At 72.8% G+C, this 19,790-nt stretch carries 17 protein-coding genes; 6 read left to right on the top strand and 11 right to left on the bottom strand.

The features are described from left to right. Positions 1-324 precede the first annotated feature (324 nt). The 3 genes from KIK05_RS11800 to KIK05_RS11810 form a co-directional block, all read right to left on the bottom strand. Positions 325-1,131 carry a tyrosine-protein phosphatase gene (locus tag KIK05_RS11800; RefSeq protein WP_214410685.1) on the bottom strand — a complete coding sequence of 269 codons (807 nt, stop codon included), beginning with the start codon at positions 1,129-1,131 and terminating at the stop codon, positions 325-327. Positions 1,132-1,251: 120 nt separating this feature from the next. Next, positions 1,252-2,292 carry a Gfo/Idh/MocA family protein gene (locus KIK05_RS11805; RefSeq protein ID WP_214410686.1) on the bottom strand — a complete coding sequence of 347 codons (1,041 nt, stop codon included), beginning with the start codon at positions 2,290-2,292 and terminating at the stop codon, positions 1,252-1,254. Further along, positions 2,289-3,203, bottom strand: a complete 915-nt coding sequence (locus KIK05_RS11810; protein WP_214410687.1) for a proteasome assembly chaperone family protein — start codon at positions 3,201-3,203, stop codon at positions 2,289-2,291. Before KIK05_RS11810 ends, KIK05_RS11805 begins: the two co-directional genes overlap by 4 nt. Positions 3,204-3,653: 450 nt before the next feature. Here KIK05_RS11810 and KIK05_RS11815 point away from each other — a divergent pair, with 450 nt between their 5' ends. After that, entirely contained in the window at positions 3,654-4,589 is a 936-nt protein-coding gene (locus KIK05_RS11815) for a 4-epi-cubebol synthase (RefSeq protein ID WP_214410688.1), read from the top strand. Between the two features lie 8 nt (positions 4,590-4,597). On the opposite strand, the gene KIK05_RS11820 is transcribed toward KIK05_RS11815, so the two are convergent. Continuing rightward, entirely contained in the window at positions 4,598-6,700 is a 2,103-nt protein-coding gene (locus KIK05_RS11820; protein WP_214410689.1) for an ATP-binding protein, read from the bottom strand. Positions 6,701-6,897: 197 nt separating this feature from the next. Here KIK05_RS11820 and KIK05_RS11825 point away from each other — a divergent pair, with 197 nt between their 5' ends. Next, entirely contained in the window at positions 6,898-7,065 is a 168-nt protein-coding gene (locus KIK05_RS11825; RefSeq protein ID WP_214410772.1) for a hypothetical protein, read from the top strand. 234 nt (positions 7,066-7,299) lie between these two features. Here the strand turns inward: KIK05_RS11825 and KIK05_RS11830 are convergent, their stop codons facing one another. The 3 genes from KIK05_RS11830 to KIK05_RS11840 form a co-directional block, all read right to left on the bottom strand. Further along, positions 7,300-8,535 (bottom strand): hypothetical protein, encoded by a 1,236-nt coding sequence (locus KIK05_RS11830; RefSeq protein WP_308249865.1) that lies wholly within the window; start codon positions 8,533-8,535, stop codon positions 7,300-7,302. A 322-nt stretch (positions 8,536-8,857) separates the two neighbouring features. Then, complete coding sequence (locus KIK05_RS11835) at positions 8,858-9,646, bottom strand: hypothetical protein (protein ID WP_214410691.1); 789 nt, start codon at positions 9,644-9,646, stop codon at positions 8,858-8,860. Beyond that, positions 9,643-10,356, bottom strand: a complete 714-nt coding sequence (locus KIK05_RS11840; RefSeq protein ID WP_214410692.1) for an ABC transporter ATP-binding protein — start codon at positions 10,354-10,356, stop codon at positions 9,643-9,645. The genes KIK05_RS11835 and KIK05_RS11840 overlap by 4 nt, the downstream gene beginning before the upstream one ends. A 163-nt stretch (positions 10,357-10,519) precedes the next feature. Here KIK05_RS11840 and KIK05_RS48070 point away from each other — a divergent pair, with 163 nt between their 5' ends. Next, complete coding sequence (locus KIK05_RS48070) at positions 10,520-11,668, top strand: sensor histidine kinase (RefSeq protein WP_214410693.1); 1,149 nt, start codon at positions 10,520-10,522, stop codon at positions 11,666-11,668. A gap of 4 nt (positions 11,669-11,672) precedes the next feature. Beyond that, the gene (locus KIK05_RS11850) at positions 11,673-12,320 is read left to right on the top strand and encodes a response regulator (protein WP_214410694.1); all 648 of its coding nucleotides are present in this window, start codon (positions 11,673-11,675) and stop codon (positions 12,318-12,320) included. Between the two features lies 1 nt (position 12,321). Here the strand turns inward: KIK05_RS11850 and KIK05_RS11855 are convergent, their stop codons facing one another. Together KIK05_RS11855 and KIK05_RS11860 are read right to left on the bottom strand one after the other, a co-directional pair. Further along, a complete protein-coding gene (locus KIK05_RS11855) occupies positions 12,322-13,191 on the bottom strand; it encodes an ABC transporter permease (RefSeq protein ID WP_214410695.1) in 870 nt (289 codons plus the stop codon). A 61-nt stretch (positions 13,192-13,252) separates the two neighbouring features. Next, complete coding sequence (locus KIK05_RS11860) at positions 13,253-15,856, bottom strand: alpha/beta fold hydrolase (protein WP_214410696.1); 2,604 nt, start codon at positions 15,854-15,856, stop codon at positions 13,253-13,255. Between the two features lie 121 nt (positions 15,857-15,977). Between KIK05_RS11860 and KIK05_RS11865 the strand changes: the two genes are divergently transcribed. Continuing rightward, positions 15,978-17,135 carry a hypothetical protein gene (locus tag KIK05_RS11865; protein ID WP_308249866.1) on the top strand — a complete coding sequence of 386 codons (1,158 nt, stop codon included), beginning with the start codon at positions 15,978-15,980 and terminating at the stop codon, positions 17,133-17,135. Between the two features lie 67 nt (positions 17,136-17,202). Here KIK05_RS11865 and KIK05_RS48830 read toward each other — a convergent pair whose 3' ends face one another. Both KIK05_RS48830 and KIK05_RS11875 read right to left on the bottom strand, forming a co-directional pair. Next, positions 17,203-18,261, bottom strand: a complete 1,059-nt coding sequence (locus KIK05_RS48830) for a CopD family protein (RefSeq protein WP_308249867.1) — start codon at positions 18,259-18,261, stop codon at positions 17,203-17,205. Next, positions 18,258-18,845 carry a copper resistance CopC family protein gene (locus tag KIK05_RS11875; RefSeq protein ID WP_214410697.1) on the bottom strand — a complete coding sequence of 196 codons (588 nt, stop codon included), beginning with the start codon at positions 18,843-18,845 and terminating at the stop codon, positions 18,258-18,260. The genes KIK05_RS48830 and KIK05_RS11875 overlap by 4 nt, the downstream gene beginning before the upstream one ends. Before the next feature lie 156 nt (positions 18,846-19,001). Between KIK05_RS11875 and KIK05_RS11880 the strand changes: the two genes are divergently transcribed. Next, on the top strand, positions 19,002-19,772 hold the full coding sequence (locus tag KIK05_RS11880; RefSeq protein ID WP_214410698.1) for a class I SAM-dependent methyltransferase: 771 nt from the start codon (positions 19,002-19,004) through the stop codon (positions 19,770-19,772). The last annotated feature ends 18 nt before the right edge of the window (positions 19,773-19,790 follow it).

Raw genomic sequence — 19,790 nt, forward strand, 5'->3', positions numbered from 1 at the left:
AAAGCCGTGATATTTCGTGACGTAACCGAATTGCGGCCTTTGGATGGTTCTATTACCGACATGTCACTCATGGCTGTGCCGGTTACCGGGGTGTTTCGTCCCCTCCGTGGTGAATTTCAGGAGAATGATGGGTGATCTTCCGGTGACCGGCCCTCCGGCGTAGGCTCGCCGAGGCGCGCGGGTCGCTGGAGGAGGCGCTCGCCGTCTTCCAGGGCGACGGCAACAAGTACTCCGAGGCCCAGACCCGGCGGGCGCTCGGCGGCCAGGCGGAGGATGACCCGCGCCCAGGCCATCCTGGATCGCCTGGACGACGACGGGTGAAACTCAGTCGAGCAGGCGGGAGCGCAGGGCCGCGTCGTCCTCGGCGGTCCAGCCGTGCTCGGCGAGCCAGCCCCGCGCGCCGCCGTGGTTCTCGTCGAGGACCTTCAGGAAGTGCTCCATGTAGTCCGGCCGGGGCATGTGGTTCTCGGCGGGCTGGGAGTCGAGGTCGTCCCGGTAGGTGTCGCTGGCGCGCAGCCGGGCGAGCAGGGGCTCCAGCCGGTCACCGGTCGCCGCGTAGTCGGCGACGATCGCCTCGCGGGTGACCCCGGCGACCGACAGCGCCAGGGCGCAGACCACACCCGTGCGGTCCTTGCCCGCCGCGCAGTGCACCAGGGCCGCGCCCTCGCCGTACGCCATCGCGCGCAGCGCGGCGAGCACCGAGTCGGGCCGGTCGCGCAGGTAGGCGTAGTAGAACCCGACGACCCGGACCTCGGCGGTGTCGGCCTCGCGCTGCCCCTGCCAGGGGAGCACCTTGTCGCCCTCGATGCGCTTGGGCGTGTCGGCCTCGACGTCGGTGTGCCGGCCGCCTTCGGCGAACAGGGTCAGGTGATGGATGGTCACCTCGGGCACCAGGGTGAGGGGGCCGGGGCCTTCGAGGTCGACCTCGGCGTTGGAGCGCAGGTCCACCACGTCGCGCAGCTTCAGTTCGCCGACGAGCCTCTCGATGTCGGCGTCGGACAACCCCTGGAGGTTGTCCGAGCGCAGCACCCGCCCGAACCGCGTCGTCTCGCCGTCGACCGTGGGCAGACCGCCGAGGTCGCGCACGTTCACGGCACCGTCAAGAGCTATCCACCTGTTGATTGCGTTCATCACCTGCAACCCTATATGGGGCAAATGTCCGAGCGAAGAATGCCGGCGAAACGTCCGGAGCCGGACAGAGGCAACGGCGAGGGGCGCCCGCCATTCGTGCGACGGGGACGCCCGCCGTGCTCAGACGGCCGGCGGCGCCAGTGCGACCACGCGGCGCTCGGCCGCCGAGGTGTGCGCGGCGTTCAGCACCGCCAGCGCCTCGGCCACGCCGGCGGGGTCGACGGGAGGCGGGGCGCCGTCGCGCAGGCACGCGACCACCCCCGCGTAGAACTCCTGGTAGGCCCCCGGGTCGGTCGGCACGGGACGGCTGTCGCCGTCGGCGCCGAGGACGCCCCAGCGCTCCTCGGGCTCGGCCCCGAAGCCGGGGTCGCCCGGACGCCCGCCCGCCCGCAGCCGCTCCTCCTGCGGGTCCAGGCCCCACTTGACGTACGCCGCCCGTGAGCCGAGCACGCGGAAGCGCGGCCCGGTTCGCGCGGCCACCGAGCTCATCCACAGGTGGGACCGCGCACCGTTGGCGTGGGTCAGCGCGACGAACGCGTCGTCGTCGGCGCCCACTCCGGCCCGCCGGATGTCGGTCTCGGCGTAGACCTCGGTGACCGGGCCGAGGTACCGCAGGGCCTGGTCGACCAGGTGACTGCCCAGGTCGTACAGGACGCCGCCGAGATCGTCGGGGCCGCCGTTCTCGCGCCACCCGCCCTTGGGGACCGGCCGCCAGCGCTCGAACCGCGACTCGAAGCGGTGCACCTCGCCGAGGTCGAGCTTGAGGAGCGTGCGGAAGTCGCCGTCCCAGCGGCGGTTCTGGAAGACCGTGAGCATCAGGCCCCGTTCGGCGGCCAGGCGTGCCAGGTCGAGCGCCTCGCGCGCGGTCGCGGCCAGGGGCTTGTCGACCACGACGGGCACCCCGGCCGACAGCGCCAGCCGCGCCAGCGGGACGTGCGTGCGGTTCGGCGAGGCCACGACGACGAGGTCGATCCCGAGGCCGAGCAGTTCCTCGGCCGAGGGCACCACCGTGGCACCGGGATGGTCGCGGGCGACGGCGGCGCCCCGCTCGGCGTCCCGCGTCACCACGGCGTGCAGGCGCAGCCCCGGGGTCGCGGCGATGAGCGGCGCGTGGAAGAACGCCCCGGCCGGGCCGTACCCCACCAGCCCGACCTTGATCACGAGTCGCTCTCGTCGCGCTCGGCGAGGAAGCGCTCGAACTGCGCGGCCAGCTCGTCGCCCGTCGGCATCGGACTGCTCTCGGCCAGCAGGCTCTCGCGCTCCTCGCCGGCGGTGAACGCGTCGTACTGCTGCTCCAGGCCGTGGATCGCCGTGGACAGCTCGGCGGAGGCCACGATCTGCTCCTCGATCTCGGCCGTGGTCTTCTCGGCGGCGTCGCGCAGGCCTTCGAGGGGGAACACCAGCCCGGTGCTGAGCGCGACCGCCTCCAGGGCCGTGACGGCCGCGCGGGGGTACTCGGCCTGGGCGAGGTAGTGGGGGACGTGGACGGCGTACCCGAGCGCGTCGTGCCCCCTGGCGCCGAGGCGCAGCTCGATGAGGGCGGCGGCGCTGCCCGGCACCTGGACCTTGCCGAAGGGGCTCGCCGGCCCGGTCGCGGCCCCGGCCAGCCCCGGCTTGGTGCCGTGGGCCGTCACCCCGAGGGGGCGGGTGTGCGGGACGGCCATCGGGATGCCGTGCACGGTGACGAGCTTGCCGACGTTCAGGCGCGTGGCGAGGGTGCCGACGGCCTCGGTGAACAGCTCCCATTCGCGGTCGGGCTCCGGCCCGCTCATCACCAGGAACGGCGTGCCGGCGGCGTCGCGCGCCAGGTGGACGGCGAGCTCGGGGGACTCGCAGTCGACCCAGTGGTCGGTGTCGAAGGTCATCAGGGGACGCCGTGACCGGTAGTCGAGCAGACGGTCCACGTCGAACGTCGCCACGACCCGGTGCTCCAGCTCGGCGAGCAGGTGTCCGACGGCGAGCCGGCCGGCCCCTCCGGCGTCCACGAAGCCCTCGAAGTGGTAGAGCAGCACCGGATCGGTCAGCTCAGGGACGTCACCGCTGAGCCGGTAGAGATCCGTCGGGTCGAACACCTTGGTTCCCAGCCTTTCTTTCGTCTCTCAAGACAGAACCTATGGGATGTGCTGAGGATTCCGCCCGGCGTGTCGCCCGCTGACCGCGGTTCCGGCTCCGCTACCCCCGGTTTCCGGCCGCACACGCGGCCGGATGCGCCGCGCCGGGACCGTCCGCGCCCTGCCCGGGCGAGGCGGGCGACCGGGGGCGGAAGGCGCGCGCCCGCGCGGCCTTCCCGAGGACGCCGAGGTGGTGCGCGCGGGCCGCCGGTCCGTCCGAGGGTACGCCCTCCGGGCAGGGGTTCGGACGTGCCGAATTGCTTGAATGGTGCATGGAGAAAAGGGCATAGTTCCGATATTCGGGCATCTCATGCCGTAGTGGTCAAAACCTTTTGTTGGCATGATGTGCAGATGGCTGAGTCAGCGCACTCCGCACTCCTTCTCCCTGCTTTGACATGCCCGTTCCCCAGCTTGATCAGCCCCTACGCCGACCAGGTCGACAAGGAGACCTTCGCCTGGCTGACGGCGAGCCGCATGATCGAGGACCCGGCCGAGCTGGAGCGCTACCGCGAGGCGGGATACGGCTATCTGGGGGCCCGCACCTACCCCTACGCCGGCCACGAGATGCTCCGCCTGGTCACCGACTGGTGCGTTTGGCTGTTCGCCTTCGACGACGCGTTCTGCGAGTCGGACCGGCGGGCCGCCGAGATCGCCCGGGCGCTGCCGCTCCTGCTGACCGTCCTGGACGACCTGGAGACCGGCGCGCGCGTCGAGAACCCCTTCGCCCGGTCGATGCTCGACATCAAGGGACGCGTCGCCGCCGCCGGCGACGCCGACCAGCTCGACCGCTGGCGCTCGGTGGTCAAGGACTACCTGTTCGCGCAGGTATGGGAGGCGGCCAACCGGGAGGACGCCGTCGTCCCCACCTACGGCGACTACATCTTCATGCGCCGCAGGACCGGCGCCATGCTGACCGTGTTCGCGCTGGTCGACCTCGCCACCGGCCGTCCCCTCACCACCGACGAATGGCGCCACCCCGACATGCGCGCCATCTCCCAGAGCGCCAACGACGTGGTGGTGTGGGACAACGACCTGCTCTCCTACGCCAAGGAGAGGGACGGCGTCAACTCCCGCAACAACCTGGTCAACGTGCTCGCCCGGCACCGGCACCACTCCATCCAGGACGCCATGAACCAGATCGGGCGCATGCGCGACGACGCCATCCTCCGGATGCTCGACCTGCGCGCGCGGCTCGAACAGATGAACTCCCCCGCCGTCGACGCGTACGTGCGGGGCCTGGAGCACTGGATCAGCGGCAGCGTCGCCTACTCCCTGACCAGCACGAGGTACACCCGGGCCTGGGAGGGGGTGGCCACCCCGGCCGTCGGCCCTCGCCAGCGGAACTGAACTGAGGGCTAGGAGGTCGGGTCGATCTCGCCCATGGCGTAGCTGACGGCCTCGTCGAAGTTCATCTCGCCGCCCCGCCGGTAGGCGGCGGCGTAGGAGTCCTCGCCGAGCAGGCGCTTGCACTCCTTGACGCACTGCTCGTGCTCGGTGCTGAAGAACGGCGAGCCGAACTGCGGGAGGCCGAACAGCTGCCAGTTGGCGTGCGCCGCGCCGAGGATGTGCGCCCCCCGCGTGGGCTCGCCCATGTCGACGGCCAGCTGCGCCAGCGTCTCCATCGCCAGGACCGCGCCGAGCACGTCGTGGAAGTGCCGCTTGATGCGCAGCGACTCCTGGGCGCTGCGCACGGCGTCCTCGCGGCGGCCCGTCATGCGTTCGATCGCCGAGGTCGCCCACACCGCGTACGAGCGCAGCCACAGCTCCCCGCGCTCGGCGCACAGCTGGCGGCAGTCGCGCAGCAGCGACTCGGCCTCGGTGAGCTCGTTCTGCTGGGTGAGCACCACCGCGAGCTCGACGATGGCGGGCAGCAGACCGGGGTTCAGCTCGCGGCCGCTGCGGTGGAACTCGATCGCCACGCCCAGCAGGGCCGTCGCCTTGTGCAGGTCGCCCTGCAGGAACGCGGCCGTGCCCTGCATCTTCGTCGCCAGGATCACCGCCACCGAGTCGCCCACGCGCACCGCGTCGGCGGCGCAGTCCTCCGCGGCCTGCAGCGCGCCCGCCGTGTCGCCCTGGGCGCTGCGCACGTACGCCAGCACCCACAGCGCCTTGCACCGCTCCTTGCTCGGCTTGGGGGAGGCGCTGAGCGCCCGCTCGAGGTACAGCCGGCCCTCGCGGGCGAACCCGCAGGCGACCCACATGAACCACAGCGACGACAGCAGGTCGAGGGACGTGCGCGCCTCCGCCGGGTCGCCCAGGCAGTAGTCGAGCGCCGCGCGGATGTTGTCGTGCTCCTGCCGCATCCGCCCGAACCAGTAGACCTGGCGCGGGCCCGACCAGGAGTGCTCGCCGCGCTCGGCCAGCCGGAGGTAGTAGTCGCGGTGGCGGCGCCGCACCCATTCGGTCTCGCCGAGCTTGTCGAGCCACTCCCTGCCGTAGGAGCGCAGCGTGTCGATGAGGCGGTACCGCACCCCGGCGCGCTCGTTGCCGCTCATCAGGATCGACTTCTCGACCAGGCCCGAGATGAGGTCCATGACGTTCTCGGCGGGGAGGTTCTCGCTGGCGCACACGTAGCGGGCGGCCTCCAGCTCGAAGTCGCCCGCGAAGATCGACAGGCGGGCCCAGAGCAGGCGCTCGGCGGGCTCGCACAGCTCGTGGCTCCACCCGATGGCCGCGCGGAGGGTCTGGTGCCGGGGCAGGGCCGTACGGCTCGCGCCGGCGAGCAGGCTGAAACGATCGGTCAGCAGCGCGAGGATCTGCTCGACCGAGAGCGCGCGCAGCCGCACCGAGGCGAGCTCGATGGCCAGCGGGATGCCGTCGAGACGGCGGCACAGCTCGGCGACGGGCCCGATGTTGTCCTCGTCGACGGTGAACCCGGGGACGACGCCGCCGGCGCGTTCGGCGAACAGCTGCACCGACTCGTTGACGAACGGGCTCTCGCCGTCGTCGTCGCCCGGCACCAGCAGGGGAGCGACCGGGATGGTCTGCTCGCCCTGGACGCCGAGCGACTGCCTGCTGGTCGCCAGGATGCGCACGTGCGGGGCCTCACGCAGCAGCCGGTCCATCAGCTCCGCGCAGGCCTCCAGGAGGTGCTCGCAGGAGTCGACCACCAGCAGGACCCTGCGGGGGCTCAGCCACTCGGTGAGCGTCTCGGCCTCGGGCCTGGCGGACTGGTCGGCGATGCCGAGCGCGGCGTTGAAGGCGTGCTGCACCATCGTCTTGTCCTGCAGGCGGGACAGGTCGACGTACCACACGCCGTCGGCGAACTGCGGGCCGACCTGGTGGGCGACGCGCAGGGCCGTGCGCGACTTGCCCACCCCTCCGATGCCGGTCACCGTGACGAGCCGGGAGTCCTGAAGGCGCTGCCTGATGGTGGCGAGCAGCCGTTCCCTGCCGACGAAGCTGGTGAGCTCCGCGGGAAGGTTGCCCGTCCTGCGCCATCCTGCCGGGGTTGCCATGGGCCGCCTCACGTGGGGTCGTTCCGGCGTGCTGCCTGCATCCGCATCGTACCCGTGCGGGCCGTTAGCTGTCCTTGTGCCGCAGATGTGCGCCCGAGATGTGCCCTCCGATGGAGGAACACCCTGTACGCAGGGAAAGGGACGTCTTGATGCAGGGGGGACCGACGGGCGGCCGGTGGGGCGCGTAGCATTGTGCCGTGACTGTGCATGAGCCGGATGACCTGCGTCCGGTGGACCTCTTCGATGAGGGGCTGCCGGTGCTTCCCGACCAGACGAGTGACGACACCGACCTCGGGTGGGGTGAGTGGAGTTCGTCTGACAACGTGTCTCGGCTGCTGGAGGAGCGCCCCCCGCACTGGGACTGACATGTCGCCTGTTCTCCGCACGAGCCCGAATCTCCCTGGTGAGGCCCTGTGTGGTCCTGTGCCATCAGTGATCGACCCGGGTCGATGAGGGCGATGTGCGGAAACGGGCGTCGGGAACGGCCTTCGAGCGGATCATCGTCCGACGGGGGCCCATCACGTGAAAAGACACGGCCCGAAGGCTGATCCTCAGCCTTCGGGCCGTGACCCGGCTCACCGTCCGTACGGGCGGATGCTCTAGATGCCGACGGGGTCGGGCGACGGCGAGGAGCCGTTCATCGAGAACACCTGCCGCGGACGCTCGGCGCGGTCGGCCTTCTCGCCGCCCTCGGGGACGACGATCGCCGGGAAGGTGCCGGTGTCGATGATGCCGTGCTCGTTGTACGCCGCCTCGATCAGGGCGTGGGCGCGCGGCTCCAGCTTCCACAGGGCGCGGTACTCCCGGGCCGTGGCCAGCGAGATGCCGGTCTCGCTCGCGATGTCGGCCGCGCGGGGCACGATCCTGCGCTCGATCTGCTTGTCCCAGTACTGCCGGGCGGCGCGCATCAGGGCCGCGCGTTGGGAGGGATCGACGGCGGGCGCCTGCTCCGGCTCCACCATCTCGGCCTCCTCTTCCTCGTCGTCGAGGTAGGCGGCGGAGGCGGGCAGGGCCTGGGGCTTGGCCTTCTCGTCGTCCTCGGGGGCCCACGGCACCGGCGGGCGCAGGTCCATCAGGGCGCTGGTGTTGTACAGCGCGCCGATCTGCGAGAGCAGGGCCTCCTGGCGCGCCGGGTCCACCGCGAGGCCGGTGTGCTCCACGGCCTGGTCCATCACCTTGTCGAGCCTGGCGAGCGCCGCGCGCATCTTGCGGTCGGAGGCGCCGGCCTCGCGCAGGGCGCGGGCACGCTTGGCGGCGAGCGCGACGCGGGTCAGCCTGCGGTGGGCGTCCACCTCGCTCGCGGTGCGGTCGCTGACCTCGGCGAGCCCGAGCCGTACCATCGCCCGCTCCGGGGTGAACCGCCACTTGATGCGGGAACGGCCGGTGATGCGGTGCCGCTCGATGGCCATGCCCCGCTCCCACAGCCAGGCGGCGACCAGGGGCGCGGCGAGGCGGAAGACCGCCTCGGCGAGGCTGCGGGCGTCCATGCTGGACAGCACCGCCGAAAGGCAGGTGAGGGCCCAGACGGCCATGCCGTCGATGCCGGCGGAGAAGTTCTCGCGCATGTTGCGGCGCGCCCGGACGGCGCTGGTGATGACCGCGACCTCGATGAACGCGAAGAGCAGCAGCCGCAGCGGGCCGTCGAAACCGAGCACGTCACCGGAGAAGCGCCACATGCCCTGCGCCGACACGCCGGTGGCGATGCAGGCGGCGACGATGGTGAGGATGTCCTCCGCCGGACGGTTCTCGGCGAAGCGGCGGAAGGCGCGGGAGGCCGCGCGGTAGGCGGTGCGAAGAGCGAAGTAGGCCAGGACCAGAACGACCAGAGCGGACACGCAGATGATGGCCGTTTGGACCGGTTTGTCCGATACGAAGGTGGTGATCTGATCGATGGGGGGCATCAGTCACTGTCCGTCATTCTCGATGTCCGACAGGGTTACCGAGAGGATCATTCCAGAATATCGCCAAGCATGTTCCCCGAAAGGGACATCGGTCTCAATCGAATCGGCGGCCTCGCCAGGCCCAGAGGCTTTTCCGCCACCTCCCGCCTCGATGCCGAGCGCACCGCCGCCGGCCGGAAAGCCGGCCGGCGGCGATCCACCGGGATTTCATCATTGTTTATAGCTATTTGCCGCTTATGTCGTAGTGATAGCCGTGTCAGGCGATGTCCCTGCGGGCCGCGCGCGCCATGCCCACCGCCGTCGGCGCCACGATCCACAGCAGAACCGACACCGCCAGACGGGCGGCCTCGCCGCCGGTCATGGTGCCCGCCGCGAGCGGCGCGCTGGTCGTCCCCAGGTCGAGCCATCCCGCCAGCACCTCGCCCACTCCGCCCAGCCGGGCGACGAGGCTGCCGAGCATCGGGACCGACAGGCAGATCACGATCGCGGCCGGGGCGTTCGTCAGCAGCATGCCCATGGCGAGCCCCGTCGCGACCACCAGGACGTTCCCCGCCGTCCAGCCCAGCAGGGCGAGCGGCGGAAGGTCCCAGACGGCCGGGACACCCTGGAGGCGGGCGGTGACGGCCGTCGCGGCCACGCCGGCCAGGGCCGCGAACAGGGAGGCGACCACGGCGAGGACCAGCGGCGGCACGCACTTGGCCGCCAGCACCCGTACCCTCCGCGGTTCCAGCGCGAAGGTGACCAGCGCCGTACGGTGCGCCCACTCGCCGGTCACCGTGAGGATGCCGAGCACGGGGAGCAGGGTGCCGTACCCGATCCCGGCGGTCCCCGTCAGCATGTGCAGGCGGGGGCCCGCGACGGTCCCGCGGCCGGCGACGAACACGACCGTCATCACCACCAGCAGCGCCGTCATCAGCATGCTGCCGCGCGTGTCGAACAGCTTGCGCGTCTCGACCGCCAGCAACCGGCGGAACGGGATCCCCGCCGGGGGCGGATCGTCGTGCCGCGCCGTGCCAGGACTACCGCCCGGATGGGGTCCGTTCATGACGCGCTCCGATCCGCTCCGGCGGTCGCTTCGAGGAAGACCTGCTCCAGGCTGCGGCCCCGGGTGAGCTCGCCGATGCCGCCACGGGCCACCACCCGGCCGCGGGCGATCAACACGATCTGGTCGGCCACCTGCTCGACCTCGTGCAACTGGTGCGAGCTCAGCAGCACCGAGCATCCCGAGGCGGCCAGGTCCCGCAGCAGTTCCCGCATCCAGCGGACCCCCTGCGGGTCCAGCCCGTTGGCGGGCTCGTCCAGGATGAGGACCCCGGGACGGCCGAGAAGGGCGTGCGCGATGCCGAGCCGCTGCCGCATGCCGAGGGAGTAGCCGCCCACCCGCCGTCCGCCCTCCCCGCGCGACAGCCCCACCAGGTCGAGGACCTCCTCGACCCGCGACGCCGGCAGGCCGAGCGTCATCGCGCCGAGGGTCAGGATCTCCCGGCCCGTGCGGCCCGGATGCTGGGCCCCGGCGTCGAGCAGCGTGCCCACCTGACGGCCGGGGCAGGCCAGCTCGGCGTACGGCCGGCCGAGTACGGTGGCGGTGCCCGAGGTGGCGCGGGAGAGCCCGGCCAGGATGCGCAGGGCGGTCGACTTCCCGGCGCCGTTGGGCCCGAGGAATCCGGTGACGCCGCCCGGTCCGACGGTGAAGGACACCTCGTCCAGCGCCTTCACGCCTCTGTACGTCTTGGTGACGCGGTTGAACTGGATCACCTCTTCAGTTCACCGGTCAGGGCGGCCGCCGGTCATCGGACGCGGGTCGAGGCTCCGCCCGCCCGGGGGCGCGCTCCGCCGTCCCCTTTCTCGACCCAGGTCCATAGGGACATCGACCCAGGTCGCTGGGGTGACCGCCCCGGCGGTCCATACCCTGTTCGGTGTGGACGACCGCACCTACGAGCCGCCGGAACCGGACCGGGCGGGCACCGCGCTGCGCTACCTGTGCGCGGCGCCGACGATGCTGTTCTACGGCGCCACCCTGGTCTGGATGGTCGCCCACTATCCCGACCGGCTCACGACGGCGCTGGCCGACGTGGCGCTCGGCGTGGCGGGGCTGGTCGTCATGTGGTGGCGGCGCCGGTGGCCGTGGCAGGTGGCGCTGGTCATCGTCCTGCTCACCGCCTTCTCCGACACGGCGAACGGCCCCGCCCAGGTCGCGTACGTGTCCCTGTGCACGCATCGCCGGTGGCGCCAGATCGTCCCGGTGGCCGCGCTGTGGTGGCTGTGCCTGGCGGGACGGTCGGCGTGGAACGGCGTCACCCAGCCCACCGTCGTCACCCTCGTGACCGGGACGGCCGTCCTCGGCGGGCTCACCGTCTTCGGCCTGTATCTGCGCACCTGGCGCGACCTCGCCGCCTCCCGGAACGAGGCGGCGCGGACCGCGGAGCGCGAACAGCTCCAGCGGATCGAGCGGGCCAGGCTGGCCGAGCGGGTCAGGATCGCCCAGGAGATGCACGACGTCCTCGCCCACCGGATCTCCCTGCTGGCGATGCTCGCCGGCGGCCTGGCCTACCGCGGCGACCTCACCCCGGAGGAGACCCGGGCGACCGCGCTGGCGATCCAGGAGAACGCGCACCAGTCGATGAACGAACTGCGCGCCGTGCTGGGCACGCTCCGCCGCGACGGCGGGCTGGAGGCGCCGCAGCCGGCCCTGGCCCAGGTGGAGGCCCTGCTGGAGGAGGTCCGCGCCGCCGGCCAGCGGGTCGAGATGGACGACGCGGTCCAGCGGCGGGACCTGCTGCCGGCCCAGACCGCCCGGCACGCCTACCGCATCGTGCAGGAGGCCCTGACCAACGCGCGCAAGCACGCCCCGGGCAGCCGGGTGACGGCCGAGCTGCGCGGACGGCCGGGCCAGGGCCTGCGGATCCGGGTGAGCAACCCGGTGCCGTCCGGCACGGCCGCGGGCCCCGGCGGGCGGCTGGGCCTGGTCGGCCTGGCCGAGCGGACCCGCATGGCCGGCGGGACGATCAGTCACACCGTCCGGGACGGCCGCTTCGTCCTCGACGTCCGGCTGCCATGGGAGGCTTGAGACCGTGATCCGCCTGGTCATCGTGGACGACGACCCGATGGTGCGCACCGGGCTGCGCCTCATCCTCGGGGGCGAGCCCGACATCGACATCGCCGGCGAGGCCGGGGACGGACGCCAGGCCATGGAGGTGATCGCCGGCCTGCGGCCCGACGTCGTCCTGATGGACATCCGGATGCCGGTCCAGGACGGCCTGGTCACCACCGACCTGCTCCTGACCCGGCCGGACCCGCCCCGCGTCCTGGTCCTCACCACCTTCGACGCCGACGACATGGTGATGCGGGCGCTGCGGCTCGGCGCCGCCGGCTTCCTGCTGAAGGACACCCCGCCGCCCAAGATGATCGAGGCGGTCCGCGCGGTCGCCAGGGGCGAGCCGGTGCTGTCGCCGGGCGTCATGCACCAGGTGATCGCCGCGGCCACCGACAGGGCGGACCCGCGCCGCCCGGAGGCGCTGCGGGAGCTGGCCAGGCTCACCGGACGCGAGCGCGAGGTCGCGATCGAGGTGGCCAGGGGCAGCTCCAACGCCGAGATCGCCCAGGCCCTCTACATGAGCGTCGCGACGGTGAAGGCCAACATCACCCGCATATTCGCCAAGCTCGGGACCGACAACCGCGTCCACGTCGCCATGAAGGTCCGCGACGCCGGCCTCCTGTGACTCAGGACACCACGTCCTTGCGGCGGAAGCGGCGGAAGGCGAGGGCGATGAGGATCGCGGCGTAGGTCACCGACAGGGACGCCCCCTTGATCATGCCGCTCCAGTCGAGCTCCGGCATGAGGGCGTCGGTCCAGGCCGCGTTCCAGAACGTCGGCAGGAACTCGCGGATCCCGCCGAGCGCCTCGACGGCCTGCAGGATGTTGCTCACGATGACCAGCCCCACGGCCCCGCCCACCGCGCCGAGCGGCGAGTCGGTGCTCACCGACAGCAGGAACGCCAGGGCCGCGACCACCAGCTGGCTGACCAGGGCGTACCCGATGACGATGCCGAACCTCGGCAGCACCGCCGACGCCGGGACCAGCTCCCCGGTGCCCGGCAGCCGGATGTCGTTCCACCCGAAGGCGACCGTGCCGGCGAGCAGCGCCATCAGCGGCAGCGACACCACCGCCGCCGTGGAGTAGCCGAGGGCGACGACGAGCTTCTGCCGCAGCAGCCGGTCGCGGGGCACGGGGGCCGCGAGCAGGTAACGCAGCGACGACCAGTTCGCCTCGCTCGCCACCGTGTCGCCGCAGAACAGCGCCACGGCCACCACCAGCAGCAGCGTGGCCGACACCGAGAGGGTGAACGCCGCGAAGTTCAGCCCGCCCTGGGTCGCGAGGTCCGACAGCCGCAGGGAGTTCTGCGCGGGCGCGGGGCCGAGCGAGAACGCCGCGACCAGGATCCACGGCAGCGCGAGCAGCAGGCCGAACATCACCAGCGTGCGGCGCCGCTTGAACTGCCGCACGATCTCCACGCGCAGCGGCAGGGTGCGCCCCGGCGCGTACGCCGCGCCCGTCCGGCCCGCCGCCTTCTCCACGGGCGCCGCGCTCATGCGTTCTCTCCGATCGGCTCGAGGCCTGCGGCGCCACGCCGCCGATGACGCAGGACGGCGTTCACGCGTTCTCTCCGATCAGGTCGAGGAAGACGTCCTCCAGGCGGCCCCTGGCGCCGTCGGACGGGGCCGCGCCGCCGAGCAGGTCGCTGACCGGCCCGGAGGCGACCAGCCGGCCCCGGTTCATCACCACCACGTGGTCGCAGGTCTGCTCCACCTCGGCCAGCAGGTGGCTGGAGACGATCACCGTGCGCCCGCGGGCGGCGTACCGGATCAGGACCCGGCGCATCTCGGCGATCTGCGGCGGGTCGAGGCCGTTGGCGGGCTCGTCGAGCACCAGCAGGTCGGGCAGGCCGAGCATGGCCTGGGCGATGGCGAGGCGCTGGCGCATGCCCTGGGAGTAGGTGCGCACCGCCCGGTCGAGCGCCGTCCCGAGGGCGGCGATCTCCAGCGCCTCCTCCATGTGGGCGTCGCCGCGCGGGCGCCCGGTCGCCCGCCAGTAGAGCTCGAGGTTCTCCCGCCCGGACAGGTGGGGCAGGAAGCCGGGGCCCTCCACGAACGAGCCGAGCCGCGACAGCACCGGCGCGCCGGGGGTGACCCGGTTCCCGAAGATGCGGATCTCGCCCGCGTCCGGGTGGATCAGGCCCATCATCATGCGCATCGTGGTCGTCTTGCCCGCGCCGTTCGGCCCGAGCAGGCCGAGCACCTGGCCCTGTTCGACCCGGAACGACAGGTCGTCCACCGCGAGCTCGCCGTTGCCGTACTTCTTGGTCAGGCCGGTGATCTGCAGCGGGACCTCGGCGAGGCCGGTGTCCGGCGCCTCGGAGCGGCGGGCGCGGCCGAGCAGCAGCAGGACCGCGGCGAGGGCCAGCGCGGCCAGCGGCATCGCCCAGGTCCACGAGGGGAGGCCCGGCGTGGCGGCCCGCAGCGAGACGTCGGTGGGCACGGTGAGGGTGGGCGAGGCCAGCCCGACGCGGTGCACGGCCGGGGCGGCCGGCGCGGCGTACCCCATGTCGGTGGTGCTCACCACGACGCGCAGCCGGTGCCCCACCGCGAACCGGTGGTCGATCACCGGGAGCGTGACCGTGGCGGTGGTGCCGGTCTCGGTCGCGGTGACGCGGAACGGGGCCACCAGGCCCTGGGGGAGCACGGGCCGCTGGCCCCCCACGTCGTACAGCTTGGCGAAGAGCGTGACCTCACCGGTGCCGTGCACGCGGACCTTCACGGCGGGCGCGCCGGTGATCTCCAACGGCTCGGTGAGCGGCGCGGACTCGAACGCGGCCGCCTGCCCCGGCATGTCCAGCGAGAACCCGGCCGTCGCCGTCGCCCCGAGCAGGCCGCCGATGCCCGGCACCGAGGAGATCGAGGCGGGCGAGCCGCCGGGCGGGGTGGCCACCTGCTGGTCCGGCCCGGCGACGGCGACCTGGGCCCGCGCGGTCCCGGACAGGCCGGGGTAGCGGCCGGTGCCGGCGTGGACGAGGACGGGACGGCGGGTGCCGGGGTCGCGGCCGCCGTCGCGGGTGACGGTGAAGGCGTCGCCGAGGGGCGTGCCGTCCTTCTTCAGCCAGTGGTCGAACCAGCCGATCGTGCGGTCGGCCACCCAGTCGATCTCGCCGTCGCCGCCGTCGTGGCCGCCGTCGAACCACGCGACCTCCACGGGGGCGCCGGTCGCGGCGATCGCCCTGGCGTTGGCGTCGGCGTGGGCGAGCGGGAACAGCGAGTCGCGCTTGCCCTGGAGGAGCAGGGCCGGCACGCGGATCTTCCCGGGGACGGAGATCGGGCTCGACCGTCGCAGCGTGTCGACGGTGCCGGCGGTGGCGCGCCCGGTCTCGGCGGCCTTCTGGTACATCGCGCAGATCTCCGGCAGGAACCGCCCGCACTGGACGTCCTGCGGCGGACCGGTGTTCCCGTTCGGGGCGTCGCCGGGGCGACCCGCGGCCCCCTGATCGGGCGCGCCGGTCCGGTCGCCGCCGGACGACGCGCCGGCGAGGCCGCCGGAGGCCCCCGGGGCGAGCGGGGAGTCGACGGCCCTGCTGAAGAACAGCCCCGCCCACATGCGCTTGAAGACGCCCTTGTCCGGTCCCTGCCCGCTCGCCTCGGGGAACAGGGCGTCGGCCAGGTCGTACCAGGTGATCTGCGGGACGATCGCGTCGATCCGGTCGTCGTAGGCGGCCGACATCAGCGTGATCGCGCCGCCGTAGGAGCCGCCGGCGAGGCCGAGGCGGGGATCGCCGGGGGAGTCGAGCAGCACTTCGGGACGCCGGGCCACCCAGTCGATCAGCTGCCGGACGTCCTTGACCTCGTAGTCGGGGGAGTTGAGCGCGATCTGCCCGGTCGAGGCCCCGAAGCCCCGCGCCGACCAGGTGAGCACGGCGTACCCCTCGCCCGCCAGGCGCTCGGCCTCGTCGCGCACCGACCGCTTGCTGCCGCCGAACCCGTGGGCGAGCAGGACGGCCGGTGCCCTGCCGCCTCCGGCCGGCGGGAAGAAGGTGGCGTCCAGGGTGACGTGCTGGTCGTCGCGCGGGCCGTCGACGACGGGGATCTTCAGGTCGAGGGCCTTGACGTGCGGGGACGACGGCCACAGGACCCAGGCCGCCGCGCCGGCCACCAGGAGCGCCGTGACGATCAACGCGACGACGACCGGCCGCCTGCCCGCAAATCTCATGCCGAGAGCCTACTTACGCCCGGCTGAGAGATCCCTGAGACACCCGGCTGGAGATCGATGCGGGTTATCTCCGGGTCATCCCCGATTGCGGAGCATGTCGAGGACCCGGCATCATTTGCGCGTGAAAGCAGGCGCAACGATCAAGGTCAGGGCCACTCAGGCCGTGGAGTGGGCCCTCCCGTACTGGACACGGGGCGAGGCGGGCCGCCAGACGCCGCCCGACCTGTTCCGGGTGATGTACACGGGGTGGATCGTGGCCTTTGTCCTGAAGGTTCTCGGTGCGTCCTGGGACGTGTCCTGGCACTTCAAGTGGCTCCGTGACGACCTCGCCCCGCCGCACCTGCTCAACAGCGTGGGCACCGCGATCGTCGTGGCGTTGACGATCGTCCACACCTACACCGGGTACGGCGTCGACCGCGCCGCCCAACGGCTGATCCAGTGGGGCACGGGCGCGTTCCTGATCGCGATCCCGATCGACCTGATCAACCACCGGATCAACGGGGTGGACATCACCTCGTGGAGCCCCTCCCACATGCTGCTGTACGTCGGCACGGCGTTCATGATCAGCGGCGTCATCCGGGGCTGGTACGTTTACGCGCCCAAGGGCGGGCGGCGCGACATCGTCCTCGGAGCGTTCTTCATCTTCTTCCTGGAGAACGTCCTGTTCCCCAGCGAGCACCAGGAGTACGGCGTGCTGGAGCTCGCCTCCTGGGACCGGGGGAAGCCGTACGCGGAGCCGACCCTGCTGGACTTCGCCGCCAACCAGATGGGCCGCCCCGTCGACCGCGGCATGGTCGAGAAGTTCTCGCTGCCCGTCCCCGACTGGGTGTACCCGGTGTGGTTCGGCGTCGCCGCCATGATCGTGCTCGTCACGGCGCGCGCGCTGGTCGGCCGCAGGTGGACCGCCACCGCCGCCGCGGGCGTCTACGTCGGCTACCGCGCCCTGATCTGGCCGCTGCTCGTCGTGGGCACGTTCCCGCCGTCCGCCGTCCCGTTCTTCCTGCTCGCGGGCGCCGTGTGCGTCGACGTGGCCTTCATGGTGCGGCCGCCCGCCCTGCGGCCCGCGCTCGGCGCCGTCCTGGTCACCGCCGGCCTGTACGGCGCGCTGCTGCTGCAGGACCGGGTGCTGGAGGCCCCGCCGTTCATGCTGCTGTCGGCCCCGGCGAGCGCCGTCCTGCTCGGCGCGGCCTGGTACGGCGTGGAGTGGTACGGCCGCAGGCGCGCGGGCCGTTCGCCCAGCCCGGACGCCCTCCCGCTCGGCGCCCCCGCGACACCATAACCCCGCTCGTCACCGACGTGCCCCGGCCGGAGACTCCCGGCCGGGGCACGTCCGTTCTCGGCGGCGGTCAGGCGACCGGCGAGCGGGTCAGCGCCACCGCCACCCCGTACGCCAGGCCCATCACCCCGACCTCCAGCGTCGCCCAGGCCGCGAACGCCGTCGCCTCCCGCCGCGCCACACCGGGCAGCAGGCGCCAGCGGATGTTGGCCCCGAGCAGGGCGATCAGCCCCGCGAAGACGGTCTTGGCCACGACGAGCTGCCCGTAGCGGGTGGTGAACAGCGACCCCGGAAGCTGCGTCGTCGGCGAGAGCGCCAGCTCCACCAGGCCGTTGAACAGCCCCGAGACCGAGACCACCACCAGCGCCGCCGTCGCCAGCCGCGAGAACTTCGGCAGGGCGCGGGCCAGCAGCTCGCGGTCGCGCGTCAGCAGCACGGCCAGGGCGACCAGGCCGCCCACCCAGGCCGAGGCGCCGATCACGTGCAGCTCCATCGACACCATGCTGATGTCGTGCCAGTACCAGTTCGAGGCGTGGCCGCTGACCGGCAGGGGGAGCAGGCCGAACAGGGCGACCACGACGCGCAGCTCGGCGGGCACCTTCTCGCCGAAGCGCACCGCCAGCAGCCCGAAGAACGTGTAGACGAGGGCGCAGGCGGCGCTGATCACCAGGCCCTGCCCCGAGCCGATGAGGTCGACGTACGTCGCCGGGTCGGGGATCCGGCCGGGGGTGACCTCGGCGGCGCTGAGCAGCATGGCCACCAGCGCGGAGATCGTCCATCCGAACGCGGCGAGGACGGCCCAGCGGCGCGCGCGGGACAGGACGGGCTCGGTGCGCTCGGGGTCGTCGAAACCGAGGAACCTCGGCAGCAGGCTCAGCCCGACGGCCGCGAGGGCGCACAGATCGAGGACCAGGCGGGCGGTGGGCAGCCCGTACTCCACGACAGGCCCGGGGAAGGCGATCCCCGGCACGGCCCGCGGGAGCGTCCACCAGGTGGACACCAGCATCGCCAGCAGTCCCCCCGCCCCGGCCGTCCACGCGGCAGGCCACCGCGCCCCCGCCCGGCCGGGAGAGCCCGTCCCGCGTGCGGTGCCGCCGCCGGAGGCGGTGGTCTGGTCGACGGAGGTCACGCGCCCTGCCCCTTCGGCCCGCGGGCGACGACCCAGATGCCGAGCCCGGACAGCAGCAGCGCCACCAGGAGCAGCCCCCACACCCAGGACCCGCTCGAGGCGGGCGGGGCGGCCGAGACCGCGACGGTCCCGCCGGGGGCACCCGCCGACGACGGACCGGCGGAAGGCGCCTGCGCCGCCGGGGACGGCGAACCCGTGGGCTGCGCGGCCGGGGACTGCGCGGGGGCGTCGCCGACGGTGAAGCGGATCTGTCCGCTCACCGGGTGGCCGTCGTTGGAGACGATCTGGTACCCGACGAGGTAGGAGCCCGCCGGGGACGCCCCCGGCACCGTCGCCATGACCTTCTCCTCCGCGACCTCCACCTCGGCCTTGGTGGCCACCCCGTCCGGCCCGGTGAGCACCACCTGGGCGAAGTCGGCCCGGACCGGCTGGTCGAACGTCAGCGTCACCCGGCTCGGGACGGAGGCCAGCCGGGCGCCGTCCTTCGGATCGCTGCCGGTCAGCACGTTGTGAGCCTGGGCGGGCCCGGCGGCCACGGCCAGCGCCGCGCAGGCCGCCAGCAGGACCGTAAGGAGTCGCCTCACCGGGAAATGACCTTTCCTTCGTCTTCATCCGACCCGGCCATGGTCCCATCTTTGGACGCCGCCCCGTATCCAAGGGTCCGCGTGGACGGAAGGCTTACCTTTCCCCCGCCGCCGGAGGCGTCCCGCTGGTGCCGCCCGTGGCCGTAGGCTGTCGGCGTGGAATCCCGGTTGCTGTTCGACGGCGCGGCGGCGCACTACAGCCGGTACCGCCAGGGGTACGGCGACGAGGTCATCGACCACATCGCCCGGGAGCTGGGCCTCGGCCGGCGTTCCCGGGTGCTCGACCTGGGCTGCGGCCCCGGCACCCTGGCCATCCCGCTGGCGCGCCACGCCGGCCGGGTCGTGGCCGTCGACCCGAGCGGCGACATGCTCTCGGAGGGGGCGCGCCTCGGCCCGCCCAACGTCCAGTGGGTCCAGGGCGACTCCTCCCGCCTGAAGGCGCTGCGCCTCGGGCGGATCGACCACGTCCTGATGGGCCGCTCGTTCCACTGGATGGACCGCGCCCGGGTGCTCGCCGACCTCGACGTGCTGCTCCCGCCGGACGGCGCCGTCGTGCTCGTCGGCCCCACCCGCGACCCGGGCGAGCCGCCGTGGGAGCCGGTCGTGCACGCCGTGCGGCAGGCGTTCGGCCTGGAGTGGCGGGCGAACAGCGAGTCGTACCAGCAGACCGGGCGCCATCACGACGAGGTGCTCGCCGAGTCGGTCTTCAGCCGCATGTCCACGCACACCTTCCGCCGTACGGCGCCGCGTGACGTCGAGGGCGTGATCGGCCTGCAGCTGTCGTACTCCTACTCCACCCCCGCGCGGCTGGGGGAGCGGCTGCCGGAGTTCGTCGAGGCGCTGGCCCGGGCGCTGGAGGCGGCCAATCCGTCCGGCGTGTGGACGGAGGACATCGTCACCGCCGTGACGACCGCCCGCCGCCCCTGACCGCCTGCCCGTCCGGTG

Origin of the sequence: Sphaerisporangium fuscum (assembly GCF_018531465.1) — a bacterium.
GTDB lineage: Bacteria > Actinomycetota > Actinomycetes > Streptosporangiales > Streptosporangiaceae > Sphaerisporangium > Sphaerisporangium fuscum.

Coding starts and splice junctions, on each gene's coding strand:
- KIK05_RS11855 (WP_214410695.1), bottom strand. CDS start 13,191: ATGAGCGCGGCGCCCGTGGAGAAGGCGGCGGGCCGGACGGGCGCGGCG.
- KIK05_RS11860 (WP_214410696.1), bottom strand. CDS start 15,856: ATGAGATTTGCGGGCAGGCGGCCGGTCGTCGTCGCGTTGATCGTCACG.
- KIK05_RS11800 (WP_214410685.1), bottom strand. CDS start 1,131: ATGAACGCAATCAACAGGTGGATAGCTCTTGACGGTGCCGTGAACGTG.
- KIK05_RS11820 (WP_214410689.1), bottom strand. CDS start 6,700: ATGGCAACCCCGGCAGGATGGCGCAGGACGGGCAACCTTCCCGCGGAG.
- KIK05_RS11835 (WP_214410691.1), bottom strand. CDS start 9,646: ATGAACGGACCCCATCCGGGCGGTAGTCCTGGCACGGCGCGGCACGAC.